This window comes from Nocardiopsis tropica (genome assembly GCF_042660575.1).
Lineage (GTDB): Bacteria > Actinomycetota > Actinomycetes > Streptosporangiales > Streptosporangiaceae > Nocardiopsis > Nocardiopsis tropica.
In genome coordinates this window covers 167,897-184,740 of sequence record NZ_JBHSUF010000003.1, presented here as the reverse complement: position 1 = coordinate 184,740, position 16,844 = coordinate 167,897, and the positions used below count along the sequence as shown (strand labels likewise).

General features: G+C 70.6%; 16 protein-coding genes. 9 read left to right on the top strand and 7 right to left on the bottom strand.

The genetic code is table 11. The annotated features are described in order from the left end of the window. Nucleotides 1–519: 519 nt before the first annotated feature. Entirely contained in the window at nucleotides 520–1,458 is a 939-nt protein-coding gene (locus ACFQBR_RS06445; RefSeq protein ID WP_344178595.1) for a serine hydrolase, read from the top strand. A gap of 154 nt (nucleotides 1,459–1,612) precedes the next feature. Here the strand turns inward: ACFQBR_RS06445 and ACFQBR_RS06440 are convergent, their stop codons facing one another. The 4 genes from ACFQBR_RS06440 to ACFQBR_RS06425 all read right to left on the bottom strand — a co-directional run bounded on the left by ACFQBR_RS06440 (nucleotide 1,613) and on the right by ACFQBR_RS06425 (nucleotide 5,712). Beyond that, nucleotides 1,613–2,563 carry a DUF1177 domain-containing protein gene (locus ACFQBR_RS06440; RefSeq protein WP_267949501.1) on the bottom strand — a complete coding sequence of 317 codons (951 nt, stop codon included), beginning with the start codon at nucleotides 2,561–2,563 and terminating at the stop codon, nucleotides 1,613–1,615. 139 nt (nucleotides 2,564–2,702) lie between these two features. Then, nucleotides 2,703–3,344, bottom strand: coding sequence for an aspartate/glutamate racemase family protein (locus tag ACFQBR_RS06435; protein ID WP_344178593.1), 642 nt, complete (start codon nucleotides 3,342–3,344; stop codon nucleotides 2,703–2,705). After that, entirely contained in the window at nucleotides 3,341–4,048 is a 708-nt protein-coding gene (locus ACFQBR_RS06430) for an AroM family protein (protein WP_344178591.1), read from the bottom strand. The genes ACFQBR_RS06435 and ACFQBR_RS06430 overlap by 4 nt, the downstream gene beginning before the upstream one ends. A gap of 14 nt (nucleotides 4,049–4,062) precedes the next feature. Further along, nucleotides 4,063–5,712, bottom strand: a complete 1,650-nt coding sequence (locus tag ACFQBR_RS06425; protein WP_344178589.1) for an OPT/YSL family transporter — start codon at nucleotides 5,710–5,712, stop codon at nucleotides 4,063–4,065. 214 nt (nucleotides 5,713–5,926) lie between these two features. Here ACFQBR_RS06425 and ACFQBR_RS06420 point away from each other — a divergent pair, with 214 nt between their 5' ends. Continuing rightward, nucleotides 5,927–6,778 (top strand): IclR family transcriptional regulator, encoded by an 852-nt coding sequence (locus tag ACFQBR_RS06420; RefSeq protein WP_344178586.1) that lies wholly within the window; start codon nucleotides 5,927–5,929, stop codon nucleotides 6,776–6,778. Between the two features lie 9 nt (nucleotides 6,779–6,787). Beyond that, nucleotides 6,788–7,546 carry a dipeptidase PepE gene (pepE, locus tag ACFQBR_RS06415; RefSeq protein ID WP_344178583.1) on the top strand — a complete coding sequence of 253 codons (759 nt, stop codon included), beginning with the start codon at nucleotides 6,788–6,790 and terminating at the stop codon, nucleotides 7,544–7,546. Nucleotides 7,547–7,668: 122 nt separating this feature from the next. Here pepE and ACFQBR_RS06410 read toward each other — a convergent pair whose 3' ends face one another. Continuing rightward, on the bottom strand, nucleotides 7,669–8,058 hold the full coding sequence (locus ACFQBR_RS06410; RefSeq protein WP_267949507.1) for a DUF2267 domain-containing protein: 390 nt from the start codon (nucleotides 8,056–8,058) through the stop codon (nucleotides 7,669–7,671). Nucleotides 8,059–8,305: 247 nt separating this feature from the next. On the opposite strand from ACFQBR_RS06410, the gene gntD reads away from it, so the two are divergent. From gntD to ACFQBR_RS06385, 5 genes are all read left to right on the top strand, one after another. Continuing rightward, nucleotides 8,306–9,334 (top strand): guanitoxin biosynthesis L-enduracididine beta-hydroxylase GntD, encoded by a 1,029-nt coding sequence (gntD, locus tag ACFQBR_RS06405; protein WP_344178581.1) that lies wholly within the window; start codon nucleotides 8,306–8,308, stop codon nucleotides 9,332–9,334. Nucleotides 9,335–9,568: 234 nt separating this feature from the next. Continuing rightward, nucleotides 9,569–9,724, top strand: a complete 156-nt coding sequence (locus ACFQBR_RS06400) for a hypothetical protein (RefSeq protein ID WP_344178579.1) — start codon at nucleotides 9,569–9,571, stop codon at nucleotides 9,722–9,724. A 25-nt stretch (nucleotides 9,725–9,749) separates the two neighbouring features. Further along, the gene (locus ACFQBR_RS06395) at nucleotides 9,750–10,049 is read left to right on the top strand and encodes a DUF5959 family protein (protein WP_344178577.1); all 300 of its coding nucleotides are present in this window, start codon (nucleotides 9,750–9,752) and stop codon (nucleotides 10,047–10,049) included. Between the two features lie 11 nt (nucleotides 10,050–10,060). Then, entirely contained in the window at nucleotides 10,061–10,168 is a 108-nt protein-coding gene (locus ACFQBR_RS06390; protein WP_344178575.1) for a DUF5959 family protein, read from the top strand. 1,027 nt (nucleotides 10,169–11,195) lie between these two features. After that, nucleotides 11,196–11,558 carry a hypothetical protein gene (locus ACFQBR_RS06385; protein ID WP_344178572.1) on the top strand — a complete coding sequence of 121 codons (363 nt, stop codon included), beginning with the start codon at nucleotides 11,196–11,198 and terminating at the stop codon, nucleotides 11,556–11,558. A 70-nt stretch (nucleotides 11,559–11,628) separates the two neighbouring features. On the opposite strand, the gene ACFQBR_RS06380 is transcribed toward ACFQBR_RS06385, so the two are convergent. Together ACFQBR_RS06380 and ACFQBR_RS06375 are read right to left on the bottom strand one after the other, a co-directional pair. Next, entirely contained in the window at nucleotides 11,629–11,790 is a 162-nt protein-coding gene (locus ACFQBR_RS06380) for a hypothetical protein (protein ID WP_378552561.1), read from the bottom strand. Continuing rightward, nucleotides 11,760–12,746, bottom strand: coding sequence for a tyrosine-type recombinase/integrase (locus tag ACFQBR_RS06375; protein ID WP_344178570.1), 987 nt, complete (start codon nucleotides 12,744–12,746; stop codon nucleotides 11,760–11,762). The genes ACFQBR_RS06380 and ACFQBR_RS06375 overlap by 31 nt, the downstream gene beginning before the upstream one ends. A gap of 530 nt (nucleotides 12,747–13,276) precedes the next feature. Between ACFQBR_RS06375 and ACFQBR_RS06370 the strand changes: the two genes are divergently transcribed. After that, on the top strand, nucleotides 13,277–16,762 hold the full coding sequence (locus ACFQBR_RS06370; RefSeq protein ID WP_344178568.1) for a LamG-like jellyroll fold domain-containing protein: 3,486 nt from the start codon (nucleotides 13,277–13,279) through the stop codon (nucleotides 16,760–16,762). Nucleotides 16,763–16,844: the final 82 nt, after the last annotated feature.

Here is a 16,844-nt window from a genome sequence, read left to right as displayed (position 1 = left end):
CTCCGTCCTCAGTGCACTGTGAAGAAGATGTGTGCGTTTCATGAGGGCATTGACCGGCAGTGCGCGCGGAGGGCAGGATGCTTATGCGTTCCGCTCTGAACTGTGAGTTTCCCGAGCATCGGAAGCCGTGTTTTTCCTCACCCGGACTTCGTTCCGGGGGATGTGGTTCCCTCTGGAAGCCCTGCGGTTGTGGGCATGCAGGACCCGGCTTCGACCCCTGGGTGAGGTCTTGGTAAATTCTTCCGGTCCCGGTGAAAAGGTGGGTAAGTCGAATGCGCGGTCGGGTTCAGCGGTTTACCCGACGTGCGTAGATGTCGTTCCCTGTCCCCTTGTCCATGCGAGGTGATCGGAGAGTGAAACGGAGATGAACATCGGCTCGGACCGGGCGTCCGTGAAGAAGGCGTGTTCCTGACGTGCCGGTCGTCGTTCCGGCGTTCCCTTTCATGCTCCGCCCCGATCCGGGCCCCTGGCCACCGACATCCGACCACAGAACGTCCGATCATCCTGAGGAGACACACGATGTCCGCTGACCGAACGAGTGCGGCCCCCCGACGAGCCACAGCAGCGGCGCTCACCGGCCTGCTCGCCGCGGGACTCGCCGTCGTCCTGCCCGCGACCGCCGCCGCCGGCACCGGGCCCTCGCCCGTCTGCACCTCCGAGGCGCACCCCGAGACCGCCGAACGGCTCGACCAGCGGATCAGACAGGAGGCCGCCCTACGGGAGGGCACCATCGCCGTGGGGGTCTCCGCCTTCGAGGGGGACCTCGTCTGCGAGCTCGGCGCGGACACCCGGTTCGACGCCGCCAGCGTCGGCAAGGTCGTCGTCCTCGGCGCGCTCCTGCGCACGGCCATGGACGAGGGCAGGGAGCTGACCGCACGGGAGCACGAGCTCGCGACCGACATGATCACCGTGTCGGGCAACGACTCCGCGGTCGAGCTCCGCAACCAGCTCGGCCCGGAGCGCATCCAGGGCTTCCTCGACCTCGCCGGGATGGACGACACCCAGTTGCACCCCGAGGGGTACGTCGGTCTGATGAAGATCAACGTCGGGGACCAGCTGACCCTGCTCGACGTGCTCGGCAGCGACAACGACGTGCTCGGGGCCGACGAGCGCGCCTACGCCCGCGGCCTGATGGGCGACGTGACCGAGGAGCAGCGCTGGGGCGTGCCCACCGGGGCTCCGTCGGGCGCCGAGGTCTACCTGAAGAACGGCTGGCTGCCCTACGACAATACCGACACCTGGCGGATCAACAGCATCGGCGGGTTCCGGGACACGCCGGTCGGGGACTACGACGTCGTCGTCCTCACCGACGGCAACGACGGCATGCAGTACGGCGTGGACACCATCGGGTCCGTCGCCGTGGGGGTGCACTCCGTCCTGTCGGGCGAGGGCATGAGCACCCTGTCGCAGCCGCCCCGGACCCCCGAAGCGGTCTCCGACGGCTCCGACCGGGCCTGAGCCTCCGGCTCCGCACCTCCTGGACGGTGGACGCGGAGCCGAGGCGTGGTCCGGGCGAGCGGGGCCGGACCACGGGGGCCGTGACCGCGACCGGCCACGGCCCCGGAAGCCGCCCTGCCCGTGCTCCCCACGGGCAGGGCGGCGCCGTCTCCCCTCAGGAACCGGCGGGCGCGCCCGCGCCGCGCAGGTGGGACATGCTGCCGTACAGGTCCTGGAGCCGCCGCACCTCCTCGGCGTCGACGAAGTGCGCGATGCCGCGGCCGTAGTCCTTGGCCGTCTCGACGGCGAACCGCACGGCGGTCTCCACGCTGCGCAGGTCGGTGGCCCCGGTGGCCGACCCGGCCACGGCGGTCTCGGTCACGATGGCCACGCCCACGACCGGCGCGGCGGTGGCCGTCGCCGGCTGCAGGATCGAGTTCACGTGGTAGACGCCGTTGCCGTACGGGGTGATGTCCTGCATGGTCAGCGGCATGACGACCGGGGCGCGGCCGGTGGTGCGGGAGACGATGTCCAGCAGGGTCTCCGGGACGCGGACGATCCACCCGTCGACCACGGCCGGGGTGATGGCGATGCCGTGGTGGTTGCACACCCGGTTGCCCTTGGTGGTGTCCACGGACAGGATCGCGTCCATGGCGGGCAGGACCTCGTGCCGGTTGCTGACGTCCTGGTCCACGACCGACCCCATGAACGGGACCGGGTCGTGGGGCTGGGTCGGGGCGTCGGGGTCGATGTGGGTGGCCACGACGACGTCGCCCGGGAGGGTGTCGCCCCGACGGCGCATGTCCAGGAGCTTGGCGGCCGCGGCGACGGCGGTCAGGGCGCCGTCGCCGTCGCTGACGAAGCCGATCTGCTCCGGGCGCGCGCCCAGGCCGCCCAGGCGGCCGAGGATGCCCAGGGTGGGGGCCGAACCGCCCGACGACGCGCCGTCGGTGCCGGGGATCGTCACCCGGACGAAGTCGGTGGACCCCCCCTCGCCCGCGACGGTCTCGACGGCGACCTCGCCGTCGGCCGCCCCGTGGCGGCGCAGGTACTCCGCGACGGACGCCCCGTCCGCGGTCGGGGTGTCGAGCAGGTCGTGGGTCTCGATGACGTGGCTCCAGGACATGGGTGCCTCTCTCGGTCGGTGGCGGGCCGCCTGGCCCGGGCGGGCGGTACGACCGGTGCGGACACCGGTCGCGGCGGTCCTTCGGGACTGCGCCGGCCGCGCGTCCGGAGCGCGGCCGACGGGACTGTGCGGGGCGGGGTCAGCCGCCCGCGGCCCGTACGGCGGCCCGCGCCCCGGCGCGGACGGCGTCCACGACGGGGACGCCGACCTCGTCGGCGAGCCGGGCGTACAGGCCGATGGTGGTCATGCCGGTGCACGCGAACATCAGGGTGTCCGCGCCCATGGCGACCAGGCGTTCGGCGGCCTCGACCGAGGCGGCGAACCCCGCCGCGGTGGCCAGGTCGTGGGTGCGCCGCACGCCCTCGGGCACGAGCGCGGCCACGCGCGCGGACCCGAGCACGGCGGTGACCGACTCCGGGGTGCGGGTGGTCAGGTCCAGGACGCCGACCCGTGAGCCCAGTTCCAGGGCCCTGCGGGCCGCGGACTCCCCGGCGCCGACCACGGGGACGCCGACCGCGGCGCGCGCCCGGGACAGCCCCGGGTCCGCGGCGCAGCTGACGAGCAGCGCGTCCACGCCGTCCTCGCGCTCCATGCGCACGGCCAGGTCGGCGACCTTGGCCGAGGCGAGCGCGAAGGTCGCGTCGTCGTGCACCCCGTCCGGCTGGTCGGGCAGGCACCGCGAGACGGTGCCCACGCCCAGCTCCTCCCGGATGACGCGGCCGTGGTCGTCCAGCCGCTCCCCGTCGTCGGTGGTGACCACCCGGATGACGCCGATCCTCATACCGCCGCCTCCGCCCGCGCGTCGAGGGAGTCCAGGACCTCTGCGGCCAGGCGCACGCAGACCGACCGTGCCAGGACCACCGGCAGGCCCGAGGCGGCGGCCGCTCGGGCGCGCATCTCCTCCGTGTAGCCGATGCAGTCCAGCGCCAGGAGGTCGGCGCCCCCCTCGGCGAGGCGCCGCGCGGCGGCGGCGAGCTCCTCCGGGGTGCCGGTGTAGGGGGAGCAGGCGTCGGTGAGGACCCGCGCCCCGGAGGGGAGGCGGCGGCCGAACTTCGCCTCGGTGTCCGCCCGCTGCTCGGGCAGGGGGCACACCACGCCCACGCACCCGGTGTCGCCGAGCAGGGCCGCGGCTCCGAAGGCGATCAGCCGGTCCGGCACGAAGAGCGGCTTGGCGTGCTCCAGCTCGGGGAAGGCGCCGGTACAGGCGAGCAGCACCGCGTCGACCCCGCGCTCCAGGTCCGCGAGGACGCCGGGAAGCCGCTCCATGACCAGTGACTCGCCCAGGACGACGGAGGAGCCGTCGGCCAGGCGGGTGGTGAGGGCGTGGTCGTCCGGCGCGACCGGCCGCGCCTCGATCTCGGCGCGGGTGAGGCCGTCGAGCACCCCGCGCTCGACGACGACGGCCCCCGGGACCAGGGCGGTCAGCTCCGGCACCAGGTCCGGACGCGGCGCCTGGCCGATGGTGAGGACTCCGAGGCGTGTCATGGTTCCTCCAGGTTTCAGCGGCTGAAGATGGTGCCGACGGAGTGGACGGAGTCGCCGGCGATGAGGCCGGCGCCGACGAGGGCGATCTCCTGCTCGCCCTTCTCGCCGCGGCGGCGCTCCCACACGAGGCGGATCGCCAGCCCGGCCAGGACGAGCCATCCGGCGTTGGGCGTGGCCACGAGCAGGCCGGTGGCGAGCAGCACGCCCATCTGCCTGCGGGGCCCGCCCAGGAACTGCACCACGGCACCGGGCACGGCCCACAGCGCGAGCTGGAGCAGGACGGAGGGGTCGGTCAGGCCGGCCTCGATGGTGTCGGCGTAGACGATCGAGGTCGGCGGCACGGCGCCGTCCGCGAACAGGCCCTGCCACAGCAGCGCGACCATGCCGATCGCGACGGCGAACCCGATCATGGAGGAGAAGAGCTGCTGGCGGCGCCCGTCCAGCTCGTAGGCGGTGTAGGGGCGGCGGTCGCGGCGCAGGACCCAGCCCGCCTTGAAGTCGTAGCCCATGTCCGCGAAGGCGGGGCCGGTGGCCGCGCAGTAGCCGACGAGCAGGGCCAGCGGGACCCCCGGGATGCCCAGGGCCAGGCCCAGGATGAGGAAGATCAGGGTGACCGCGAAGGCGGGGAACCAGCCCGCGTGCATGGCGGCCAGGCCGACGATCAGCTCGTGGACCAGGGCGGCCACGGCGGCGAACAGGACGAACCCGACGATGCCCAGCCAGCTCATGTCCGACCAGATGCCGCCGGCGACCGCGAGCACGAGGGCGCCCAGGGCGAACAGGACGTAGCCCGAGCCCAGGGCCCGGCCCAGCGTGGCCCGGTCGACCGTGTAGGCCAGGGAGGGGTCGTCCTGGGCCGCCCGCTCGCGGGCCGCCTCGCGCTCGGCCTCCCGGCGGCCCTGCCGTCCGGCGAGGATGACGACGATCTGCACCAGGGCGACCACGCCCGCGCCGATCATGACGCCGTGCGGCACGTAGACCGCGTTGAGGTCGACCCCGATCACCGCGGGGGAGTACTGGGCGACGAGCAGGCCCACGGCGAACATGAGCAGCGCCCAGACGTTGCCGATCATCGCGATGCCCGCCGCCGACATCGGCATGCCCAGGAAGGACGCCCCGAGCCCCACGACGCCGCCGCCCACCAGGACGGCGGCCTGGCGCCCGCCCTTGTCCCCGGCCTTGATGGTCTCGGCGGCGGCGACACCGGGGGGCCAGGCGGCATCGGCCGGCAGGAACCGGGAGCCGAACGCCTTGTACAGCACGAACACGTCGATGAGCAGGCCCAGGGACGCCCCCAGCAGCATCGGCCACACCAGGTCCGGACGGCCGAAGAGGAACGGGATGGCGATCGGGGTGAGCAGCGAGTTCGCCGAGGCGAAGGTCGCGCCCGAGATCGACGACTGGATGAGGTTCTGCCGGTGCGTGTTGCGGAACGACCGCAGACCCAGGAACCCGGCCCGGCCGATGAGCATGGCGACGACGGCGCCGATGACGCTCGTGTTGGGGGAGACGCCGAGCGTCGTGATCATGTGGATGCCGATGACCGCTCCGAGGAGGCTCACCAGGACGGTGACGATCACGACGACGGGCTCGAACGCCCGCGGATGGCGCGCGCCCTCCGAAGTCTGCGGTTCTGTGGACGAACCGTGTGCCGAGGGTTCCATGTGTGTCCTTCGGGGATGGCTCGCGTCCGGCGGGGACGGAGTGTCGCTGGTCAAAGGCCTGCGGGACGCGGATGCCGCGCCCCGGCCCGTCACGCACAGGCTGCCCCCCGTTCACCCGCCGGGGCAAAGGTTTCCCACTATGTGGGAGTTAAGATCACATTGCGATCCCTTGGGACAGGGTCCCCGGCCCGGCGGCGCGCATAGGGTGAGCCCCATGTCCACCGGTCCCACGGAACGCACCGGCCCCCTCCAGACGGTCGACCGCGCGCTCGACGTCCTCCTCAGCTTCGACGAGTACCGGACGAGCTGGGGCGTCATGGAACTTGCCGAGGAGTTCGGCCTGGCCAGGTCGACCGCCCAGCGGCTCCTCGCCTCCCTCGCCGGCAAGGGGTTCCTGCGCGCCGACCCCGACACCCGCCGCTACGGCATGGGCCCCGCCATGTGGCGCATGGCCGGGCTGTGGGAGCGGTCCGGCGGGCTCTCCGCCCTGGCCGAGCCCCTGCTCGCCGACCTGGCCCGCACCAGCGGGCGGACCTCCCTGTTCTGCGTCCCCGACGGCGCCCACGTGCGCTGCATCGCCGCCGTCAGCGGCTCCGAGGGGCCGCGCCGGTCACACCCCTTCGTCGACGAGCTCTACCCCGCCCACGCGGGAGCCACCTCCCGCGCCTACTTCGCCTTCCTCGACCCGGCCGAGCGCAGGGCCCTGCTGGCGGGCCGCCCGTCCGCCCGCTTCTCCGACCTCACGCCGTTCGACGAGCACGAGGTCGAGGGGCTCTTCGACACGGCCGTCGAGGAGGGGTACGCGCTCTCCCAGGGCGAGTACGACGCCGCCTCCCGCGCGCTCGCCGTCCCCGTGTTCGGCGGCAAGCGCCCGGTCGGCTCCGTGTCCCTGGTGGAGAACAAGTACTCCGACCACGACGACGACCTGCTCGACCACCTGGCGCCGCTGCGCGCCTCCGCCGACGAGCTCACCGGGCTGCTCTCCAACCGGCGCCCGGCACCGCCCACCCGCAGGTGGAGGCGGGGCCACGGCTCCCGCCCCTCCCCGCGCCCGACCGCTCCCTGAAGGGGGACCATGCCCGAGCTGCTGCTCCTCTCCAACTCGACCAACCACGGCCGCGACTACCTCGACCACGCGTGGACGGACGTGGAGGCCTTCCTCGACGGCCGCGACGAGGTCGCGTTCGTGCCGTTCGCCGGGGGCGACCACGACGCCTACACCGCGCGGGTCGCCGAGGCCTTCGCCGCCCGCGGGGTCCGGGTCACCGGGGTTCCGGCCGACGCCGGGGCCGCGCGCGTCCTCGACGGCGCGCAGGCGGTCTTCGTGGGCGGCGGCAACACGTTCCGCCTGGTGGCCACCCTCCAGCGCACCGGGATCATGGGGGAACTGCGCGACCGCGTCCTGGCGGGCCTGCCCTACATGGGGGCGAGCGCGGGCACCAACATCACCGCCCCCACGCTGCGCACCACCAACGACATGCCCATCGTCGAGCCGGAGTCGTTCGCCGCGCTGGGGTTCGTGCCGTTCCAGATCAACCCGCACTACCTGGACGCCGACCCGCGGTCGACGCACAACGGCGAGACCCGCCTGACCCGGCTGACGGAGTTCCTGGAGGTCAACGACGTCGACGTGCTCGGCCTGCGGGAGGGCGTCCACCTGCGGGTGGAGGGCGCGGGGACGGACGTGGTCCGGGCGACCCTCGGCGGCGCCGCGGTGCAGCCGGACGCTCCGGGCCCGGCGATCGTCTTCCGCCGCGGCACGGAGCCCTTCGAGGTGTCGGGTGAGGTGACCGACCTGTTCGCCCGCACGCCCCGCTTCGACCACCCTGTCTGAGGCGGGCGGCGCGGGGGCTCCTCCGCCGCTTACCTGACACCGGGCGGGCCCCGACCGGCGGCGGAGGAGCTGCCGGCGGGCCGCCCGGCACGCACGCCCGGCGGCGGGCGCGGCCCGTGCCGTCAGGCCAGACCGGCCCTGCCGAACAGCGGGGCGTAGCCGGACGGCAGGTGGCTCAGGAGCTGGTTCAGCTCCCCGCCGGAGACGTTCTCGGCCACCGCCGTCAGGACCGCCCCCGCGTCGTGCCTCGCGGTGTCCTCCCGCGAGCCGGTCCGCTCCGCGACGCGGCGGCAGAACTCCTCGGTTCCGAAGGCGTGGGCCCCGGGCTGCCCGGCTTCCCGGAGTTCCGCCCCCAGCGGGTCCGGGAGCTGCGCGGCCAGCTTGTCGACGGACTCGTCCGGCAGGCGGGTCGCGAGCACGGCGAGCACCTCCTCCGTCACCTGCGCCGCCTCGCGGTTGTCCTGGTACTCCCCGAGCTCGCGTACCTCGGCCACAAACTCGTCGTAGCGCATGGTCCACCTCGCCTCACATCGGAGTCGGAACTGTTCTCCCTGTACGGGCCCCTGCCCGGGCGGGCGGGGGCCGAACCGCCTTCGCTCCGCGCGCTCGCTCCGCACCGGGTACGGGCCGGCCGGGGGCGGGACCGGGCCCCGAACCGCGGCGTTGCGCGCCCGGTCTTCCGCTGTTCCGGGTGATGCTTGTCCTGCGTCACGCGGACGGGCGGGAGCCGCCGGGCGCGCAGACCACCTGGAGGAGACGGTGAGCACCACGCCGACGGACGGCATCGCCGTCCACTACCGTTTGACGCCCGCCGAGGCCGACGAGATCGGGTCGGCCCTGCGGGAGGCCGAGCCCTGCGGGCTTTCGCCCACGGACCCGGCGTTCTACGAGCGGAACTGGGCGCTCCACGACTCCCTGCCCCGCGGGCTCCGCCTGTTCCTGGAGCGGTTCCGACGCACGGAGGAGGCCGCGGCCTGCTGCGTCCACGGGTTCCCCGTGGACGACGGGACCGTCGGCCCGACGCCCCGGCACTGGAGCAGTGCGGACGCGGGCCCGACCCGCCCGCAGGAGCTCTTTCTGGCCGTGTGCGCCCTGGCCCTGGGGGACCCCTTCACCTGGGCCGCGCTCCAGGAGGGCAGGATGGTCCAGGACATCTTCCCGGTCCGGGGGGACGAGCTGCGCCAGAGCGGCCACGGCAGCGAGGCCCTCCTGGAGTTCCACACCGAGGACGGGTTCCACCCCGGCCGCGCCGACTACCTGCTGCTGTTCGGGATCCGCAACCGGGACGACGTCCCGACGGTCCTGTCCTCGGTGCGGGACGTGAAGCTGGACGCCGCGACCGCCCGTGTGCTCTCCGAGCCGCGTTTCCTGATCATGCCCGACGACGAGCACGTACGGCAGCTGCGCACGCACCACCCCGACCACCCCGCGCTGGAGCGCGTGCTCGAAATGCGGGACCGGCCCCAGCCCGTCCCCGTGCTGTTCGGCGCGGACGCGGCGCCGTACCTGCGCATCGACCGGCCATTCATGCGCTGCGTCGGCGACGACCCCGTCGCCGAGCGGGCGCTCGACGACCTCATGGAGGAGCTGGAGCGCGTGCAGCACTCCGTCGTCGTCGGCCCCGGGACGCTGATGGTGGTGGACAACTACCTGGCCGTCCACGGCCGCAAGCCGTTCCGCAGCCGCTACGACGGCACCGACCGCTGGCTGAAGCGGATGATCGTGAGCCGCGACATCCGCAGGTCGGCCGCGCACAGGATGCCGCAGAGCCGCAGGGTCCTGGCTTGACCGGCCGGGCCGCCGGGAGCGCGCGCCCCGCCTTCCGGCCGTGCGCGCATCCCCGTCAGCGGTCCTGGGGACCGCCGCGTACGCGGCGGGGCCGTCGGCCGTGCCCTGCGTGAAACGGGTCGGGTACCACCGCCAGAAGGGGGCGGAGAACCGCCCGGAGCGATCGGCCCCGTGTCGTCGCCGTGGGATACAACGGACGGATCCGCGTTCCACGACCGTCGTGAGGTACACCCGATGCGCCTTCCCGCCCCGCCCCTGCCCCCGGTCGACGACGCTGTGCGCGTGCACGGCATGCCGCTGGTCCGCACCGACCACGGCGACGACGACGCCCGGGACGTCGAGGACTGCACGGGCCCCGACACCGGGGCGAGCTTCCACGGCACGGAGTGACCCGTCGAACGGCAGGGGAGCAGTGGTGACAGGAGAAGTGCGGGTCCTCGAACTCTTCCGTTTCGCGGACCCGGTGCAGGGCGTCGCCGTCGAGGTCGAGCTCCCGGCCCCTCGGAAAGGGGGGCAGGAGTGCTTCCTCGGCGCCCGCCTCGTGCTGGAGAGCGGCTTCGTCAACGGTCGGCTCGCACTGGCGCTGTCGTCCGGGGACCTGGACGACTGGGAGCGCTGCCTGGACGACCTCCACGCGGAGAAGCGGGCCGTATGGCCCAGGGGCGACCGTACCGCCTGGCTGGAGGTGGTCCCCGCAGACCCGGTGTGGAGGTGACCGTGCACGACATGCCCTCGACGCAGATCGCGGTGCGCATGCCGATCGACGCCGCCGAGGACTGGCTGGAGGAGAACCGGGCGCGGCTTGACCGTGTCCGCGAGGCCGTCGGGCGGTGAGGCGCCGCCGCTCTCCTGGAGAGAGGCGGCGCGTGCCGGGAACATTGCCGGCCACCCGAGTCCGGATTCCGGAGCTGGTCCATAACTGCACCGCGGTTCCCACGGGCCGCAGTGCCCCTGTCTGAGGAGGATCAGGAAAAGGTCTTTCGTGCTTCTGGTGGGCCTCGGACCCCGAAACGGGGGAGGAGGGGCCGCGTACGGTCCTGGCCACCATCGTCGGTGAGGGTGTCAAGACCCTGGTCGAAATCACCGTCGACGCCGCCACACAGATCGACGCCGGCACCCTGGATCGGGGCGATTTGCCCGACGGTCCGTCCCGACCTGGGCCGACGGTACTGAGCGATGCGGTCATCGCCACCGACGACCACCCCTTCCGGGTCCCCCGCTGGGTGAGTGGGCCGACGCCGTCGACCTGATCCCCGGGGTGTGGTTCCTGCCCTCGGAGGGAACTCTGGTCCAGGTCACTGGCACCAGAGTCTGGACCGAATCGGAACGGGACTACAACCTCACCCTGCAGGACCTCCACACGTACTATGTGGTGGTGGGCGAGACGCCGGTACTCATTCACAATTCTGGGGGATGCCCAACTGGGGCCCGCGGTCTGCGGACGGCAAGTTCTCGAAGCGTAATGGCGAGCCTGGGCGTGATGGCGCTGCGGATGAAGCAAACGCCTGGGATCAGCTAAAAATGGCCGGCGCAGTGGTCATGCGCAACGAAACTTTAGTTTCCCCACCAGGAATGCGAGTCCGCAAGTATGACGGCGCGGTTGAGATCAACGGTCGGCGGTGTGGAATAGAGATTGAGGGAGGAACTGTCAGGAAGAATCCTCGGCAACGGCAATTTGATGATTGGCTCAATGCGCCTGGCAATGCAGTGGAAACTAGCGATGGCCGTACGCTTTTCGGGGCCCACGATGCGTGGATGGATCGGTCGACCCCACAGGAGATCTGGCCGGACTGCGGTACCGTATCCGCAGCTCAGTGCTGCGAGTCGGCCACGGCTCGCGACTTCGGGAGAGGTGGTGGCGATGAGTTTCGATTTGATTTTTTGGTATCAAAAAGTGGCCCCGACATCAGGGGAGGTCGCTCAGATCTACGATCAGTTGACGGATGGAGTTGCCGGTATCGTCGAAGAGAGTTCAGCTGTCGAGGAATTCTATCGAGCTGTGATCTCCGAATTTCCAGATCTAAGCGAAGAAAATATGGAGGAGTCTCCGTGGGCCTCTCCTCTCTATGTCACTGGAGAGTGCGTCATTGCCGCCATCTCCTGGTCGCGTTCCAGTGAAGTTTCTTCGGTGTTGCTCGGCTTGGCGTCGACGCACGGGCTGACTGCGTATGACCCCCAGGGTCAAGTGGTCTACGGAAATTCCGGAGACAGCTTAAACCGCTGATGAATTGGCGGAGGAGCGCATACCGCGGACAGCGCGTCAGTTACCGCTGCACAGGTGCTTGACGGCAACGTCAGCGGACGACGGCTGAGACTGGTGGGTCGTCGGGGTCGTTGCCGGTGGGCCGGAGGGCGTTGCCGAGGATGTCGATGGCCCGGCGCTGGAGGCGGAGCCGGACGTGGGCGTAGACACCGGCGGTGACGCCTATGTGGGCGTGGCCGAGAAGTTCCTTGATGACGACGAGGTCGATGCCCTGTTCCAGGAGCAGGGTGGCGGTCGAGTGTCAGAGGTCGTGGAAGCGGATCGTCCGGAGTTCTGGGCGGTGGAAGCGGCGGGTGATGTTGGTGGGGTCGAGCGGCCTGCCCTTCGGGGTGGTGAAGATGAGTCCGTTGTCCGTCCAGCCTGCCGTTCCTGGTGGATCTCGAGCGAGTTGATGCATTCGGTGGGGAGGACGATGCGGCGCTCGGAGGCCAGGGTCTTGGCGTTCAGGACGGTCAGACCCTGGCTGCGGGTGCGTTGGAGGGAGCAGTGGATGGTGGCGGTGCCGCCAGTGAGGTCAAGGTCTTCCCAACGCAGGCCGAGGAGTTCGCCCTTGCGGAGTTCGGTGCGCAGGGCGAGTTCGAACAGGGCGTGCAGCCAGTGATTGCGCACGACGGTAAGGCACTGGCGGGCTTCGTCGGCGGTGAGGGGTTCGAAGCGTCGGGGCCGTGGGGTGCCGGTGCGGGCGACGTTGCGCGGGATCTCTCCCTCGCGGACGGCGTGTTCCAGGGCGGACTTGAGCACCGAGTGGATGTAGGTGGGCGTCAGCGGGGAGAGCAGCTGCTCGGCGAAGCGGATGACGAGCCTGGACTTGATCGGCGCCGCGAGCGCGCCGTCGACGTAGGCGGAGAAGGCGGCGACGCTGCCCCTGGCCCCGGGCTTGACCGCGTACACGGCGCTGGTCCCGTACAGGGCGCGCATGGAGTCCAGGAACCGCTTGCGCTCGGAGCGATGGACACCGACGACATGGCGCAGCGCCGACCTGCCGCGGACGAGGAAGTAGTCGACCCCGGCGGTCTTGAGGGCGTCGGTGACCAGGCGCAGGTTGTGCTCCGCGGCCCGGGAGGCGGTGAATCGGTCCACGACCCGGCCCAGGAGCTCGGCGCCGTCCAGGGGCAGGGAGCGCAGGGCGGGGTCGCCCTCGAGGAGCACGGAAGGGGTAGGAGGCTCATATGTGCACAGAGGTGACGAGTGAGGCGTCTGATCCGTTGACGTGGAGCGGCGAGAAGTTGCCTCAGATGTGAAGACGTACCGGAGATGCTCGCATAACGCTCTTTGTTGATGACCGAGGGTTATGGCTTGGAGGTTCGGCAGCTTCGAGGCTCGGGGTGTGGACTGTTCGAGTGGTGCCGCCTCGGTGGGTCGGGGTGGTGAGTCGGCGGTCCGGCCTGCGATTTCCGGTTTCTCGTGGTTCCTCTTTCAGGAAGTGTCGACAGAGGCTTCGCCGTCGGCGTCGATGTGCGGAGTCACTCTGGGTCATAGTGGCCGGATCCGGCCAAACAGGTTTGGTGCCAGCTCAAGCCCTCGAAAATCGCGGACGCGAAGCTTCGGGTGCTCTGGTGGACTCTGAGGCACTTGTTTGGATCTGAGGGCTCCAGTAGCTTCTGTCTCGTTTGAGGTAGCTGTGACTGGGTCCCGCGTGGTGCGGTGTCCCGTTGGACAACAAAAGACAGGCATCCCCCATGCATCCCCCCTTGACCCGGGCGACGGCGGTCACCGCTGCCGCGATCCTTGCCCTGTCACTGCTCACAGCACTGCCCGCGGCAGCGGACGAGGACGACCCCACCACGGCCGCCGGTGAGAACTCCCCGGGCGAAGAGTTCGACGCCCTGGCACTGGCCCGGGAGACCGGGGAGCGGGTGGAGATCCCGTCGCTGACGGATGAGAAGACCCAGCACTTCGCCAACCCCGACGGTTCCCTGACCGCCGAGACCCACGCCGTCCCGGTACGGGTGCGCTCCGCGGACGGCTGGGTCGACGTCGACACCACCCTGGTCGCCACCGACGACGGGCTCGTCCGACCCAGGGCCGCGGGTATGGACATCGCCTTCTCCGGCGGCGGCGACGCCCCGATGGCCAGGATCGGGATCGGCTCCAACAGCGTCGCACTCGACTGGAACGGCGACCTTCCCACCCCCACACTGGAGGAGGACCGGGCCACCTACGCCGACGTCCTCCCCGACGTCGACCTGGTGCTGACCGCCGGGACCGAGGGCTTCACCCAGGTCCTCGTTGTGCACACCCCCGAGGCCGCGACCTCCCCCGACCTGGCCGAGCTGGAACTCGCCCTGGCCGCCGACGGCGTCACGATGAGCGCTGATGAGCACGGCAACATCGAGGCCCTCGGTGACGAGGGCGGGCACAGCGTCTTCATCGTCCAGGCCCCGGCCATGTGGGACTCCACCGGCCACGACGAAGCTCTCGGTGAAGACCCCATGGTGGCCCCCACCAGCGGAGCGCGCACCGCCCTCGTCGAGACCTCGATCGGTGTGGACTCCATCCGGTTGGTCCCCGACCAGGAGATGCTGGTCGACGACACCACCGAGTTCCCGGTCTACATCGACCCCTCGGTCAGCGCGAGCCGCCCCAACTGGGCCTATGTCGACAAGGCGTACCCCTCCGTGGCGTACTACAACACCAAGGAGGCCGACGTCGGCGTCGGCCGTGTGGAATGGGACCGGGACTACACCAAACGCCTGTTCTTCCAGTTCTCGGTCATGGCCCGCACCGACCACCCGAACACCATCATCAACTCGGTCACGTTGCGCGCCCAGGTCGAGTGGGGATGGGACTGCACCAGCAACTCCTACATCGAGCTACACCGGGTGGACGCGTTCAACAGCAGGACCACGTGGAACAACCAGCCCACGACCCGCACTCTCCAGGACACCCAGAACGTCAAGGGAGGCTGGGCCACTTGCCCCAAGAACAGCGGGGTGGAATTCGACGCGCTCAACGCCTACCAGTGGGGCCTGGACAACAATGCCTCCCACATCCACTTGCGGCTGAAGGAACGCAGCGAGGCCGGCACCACCGCGTGGCGACGCATCAACACCAAGAGCACGCCTCCGGTGCTGGTGATCAACTACAACCACCCGCCCGAGAAGCCGGTTACCTCGACCCTGTCCGACTCCCTCGGCGGTGCCTGCTCGACGGACAAGACCAACCCCCGGCTGGTCAACAGCACCGAGGCGACCCTGCGCGGCCAGTTCCGCGACCGTGACTCCTACTGGGTCGGCCAGCAGGTCAAGGGCCAGTTCCAATGGAAGGTCGACGGCGCCGAGACGAACCTGGGGACCTCGGACTCGGCCTACGTCACCGTCGCGAAGTGGTCCGGCGGCAGCTACCGGTCGGTGACGGCAGCGGGCCTGCCCGAGAACGAGCTGATCGCCTACCGGGCACGGGGACACGACCAGTCGAACTGGGGGCCGTGGTCCTCCTGGTGCTACTTGACGATCGACACCACCAAACCCGAGAGCGGACCCGCTGTGGTCTCCACCGACTACCCGGCGGGGGACATCGTCCACGGAGCGGTGGGACGTACCGGTGCCTTCACGTTCTCCAACAACGGCGTCGCCCAAGCAGTGGCCTACCACTACAGCCTCAACGACGCCTCCTGCTCCATCCGGATCGACCTCGACACCCCGGGCGCGACCGTGACCGTGCCGATCACTCCGCGCCGAGACGGTCCCAACCTGCTGCATGCCCGCACCACCGACGCCTTCGGCAACTCCTCCGGGTGCGTGCTCGTGTACACCTTCACCGTTGCGCCGCCCTCGAACCCCGTTGCCCACTTCCCCCTCGACGAGGGGCAGGGCACCACGGCCGCGGACCTCGCGCACGACGGCCGCGTTGCCACAGCATCCGGTGCCGTGGACTGGACCCGGGGGCGCGTCGGTGAACGCCGTGGACAGAACTACCGGCTAGAGAACGCCGGCCTGGACACCGTCAGCGGTGAACGGCTGACCACCGAGGATCCCGTTATCGACACCGACGACGCCTTCACGGTCTCCGCCTGGGTCCGCCTGGACGTACAGCCCGGCCGTGCCTACACCGCCCTCGCCCAGGCCGGAGACCGGCACAGCGGCTTCTACCTCGGCTACCAGCACACCGACGGCGGCCGTTGGATCTTCAAACAGGCCCCCTACGACGGCGACGGCACTCCCATCTCCGAAAGAGTTCTGTCCCTGGAACCGGCCCAGGTCGGGGTGTGGACCCATCTGATGGGCACCTACGATCCCGCAAGCGGCGAGCTCACCCTGTACGTCGACGGCGTCGAACAGGGCACCCACATCCAGGAGACCGCGTGGAACGCCCAGGGGCCGTTCGTGATCGGCGGCGCCCTGTACCGGGGCACCTACCACGACTTCTGGCCCGGAGCCATCGACGACGTCCGTGTCTGGGACCGTGTTCTCACCGACGAGGTCCCGGAGGAGACAGAGGACGCGCGATCGGAGATCTGGGAGCTGGCCAACCGCCCGGCCGCCCTGGAAGGGCGCTGGAAACTGGACGAGTACGACGGCACCGTGGTCGCCGATTCCTCCGACCACGGGCTGGACGGCACACTCCACGGTGACCCGCTCACCGCCTGGAACCACGCACTCAACGACGTGACCTTCGCGCCCGGCGTGAGCCTGGACCGCGGGGCACAGGAGCACATCGCGACCGAAGGCCCGGCCGTCCGCACCGATCGCAGCTACAGCGTGGCGGCCTGGGTCCGCCTGGACGAGGTCGGCGCGAACACCGCCGCGGTTGCCCAGGACGGCAACGACCACAGCGGGTTCACCCTCGCCTACCAGCACACCTATGAGTGGAACAACTGGGTGATGAAGCTGCCCCCCGAAGACCGGACGGGAGCCACGGGGTGGCACCGGGCCCTGTCCGATCACGCCCCCGAGTTCGGCCGCTGGACCCACCTGGCCGCCACCTACGACCACACCTCGCGCGAGATCACCCTCTACGTCGACGGGGTCGAGAACGGCACGGCGGAAGTGCCGGCCGCTTGGCACGCCGACGGGCCGGTCGTCATCGGCGGCGGACGCTTCGAGCAGCAGTTCGCCGACGCCTGGATGGGTGATGTCAGCGACGTTCACCTCTACCAGGGTGTGCTGTCTCAAGCTGATATCAACAACGTCTACGACGGTCTGATTCCGACAGGGGCTTTCTGAAATGTGACGCATTTCTGAACTCTCACAACACCACCCCCTTTTCTTTGAGATAAGCAACCCGATGGCAGCGACGACCATCGGG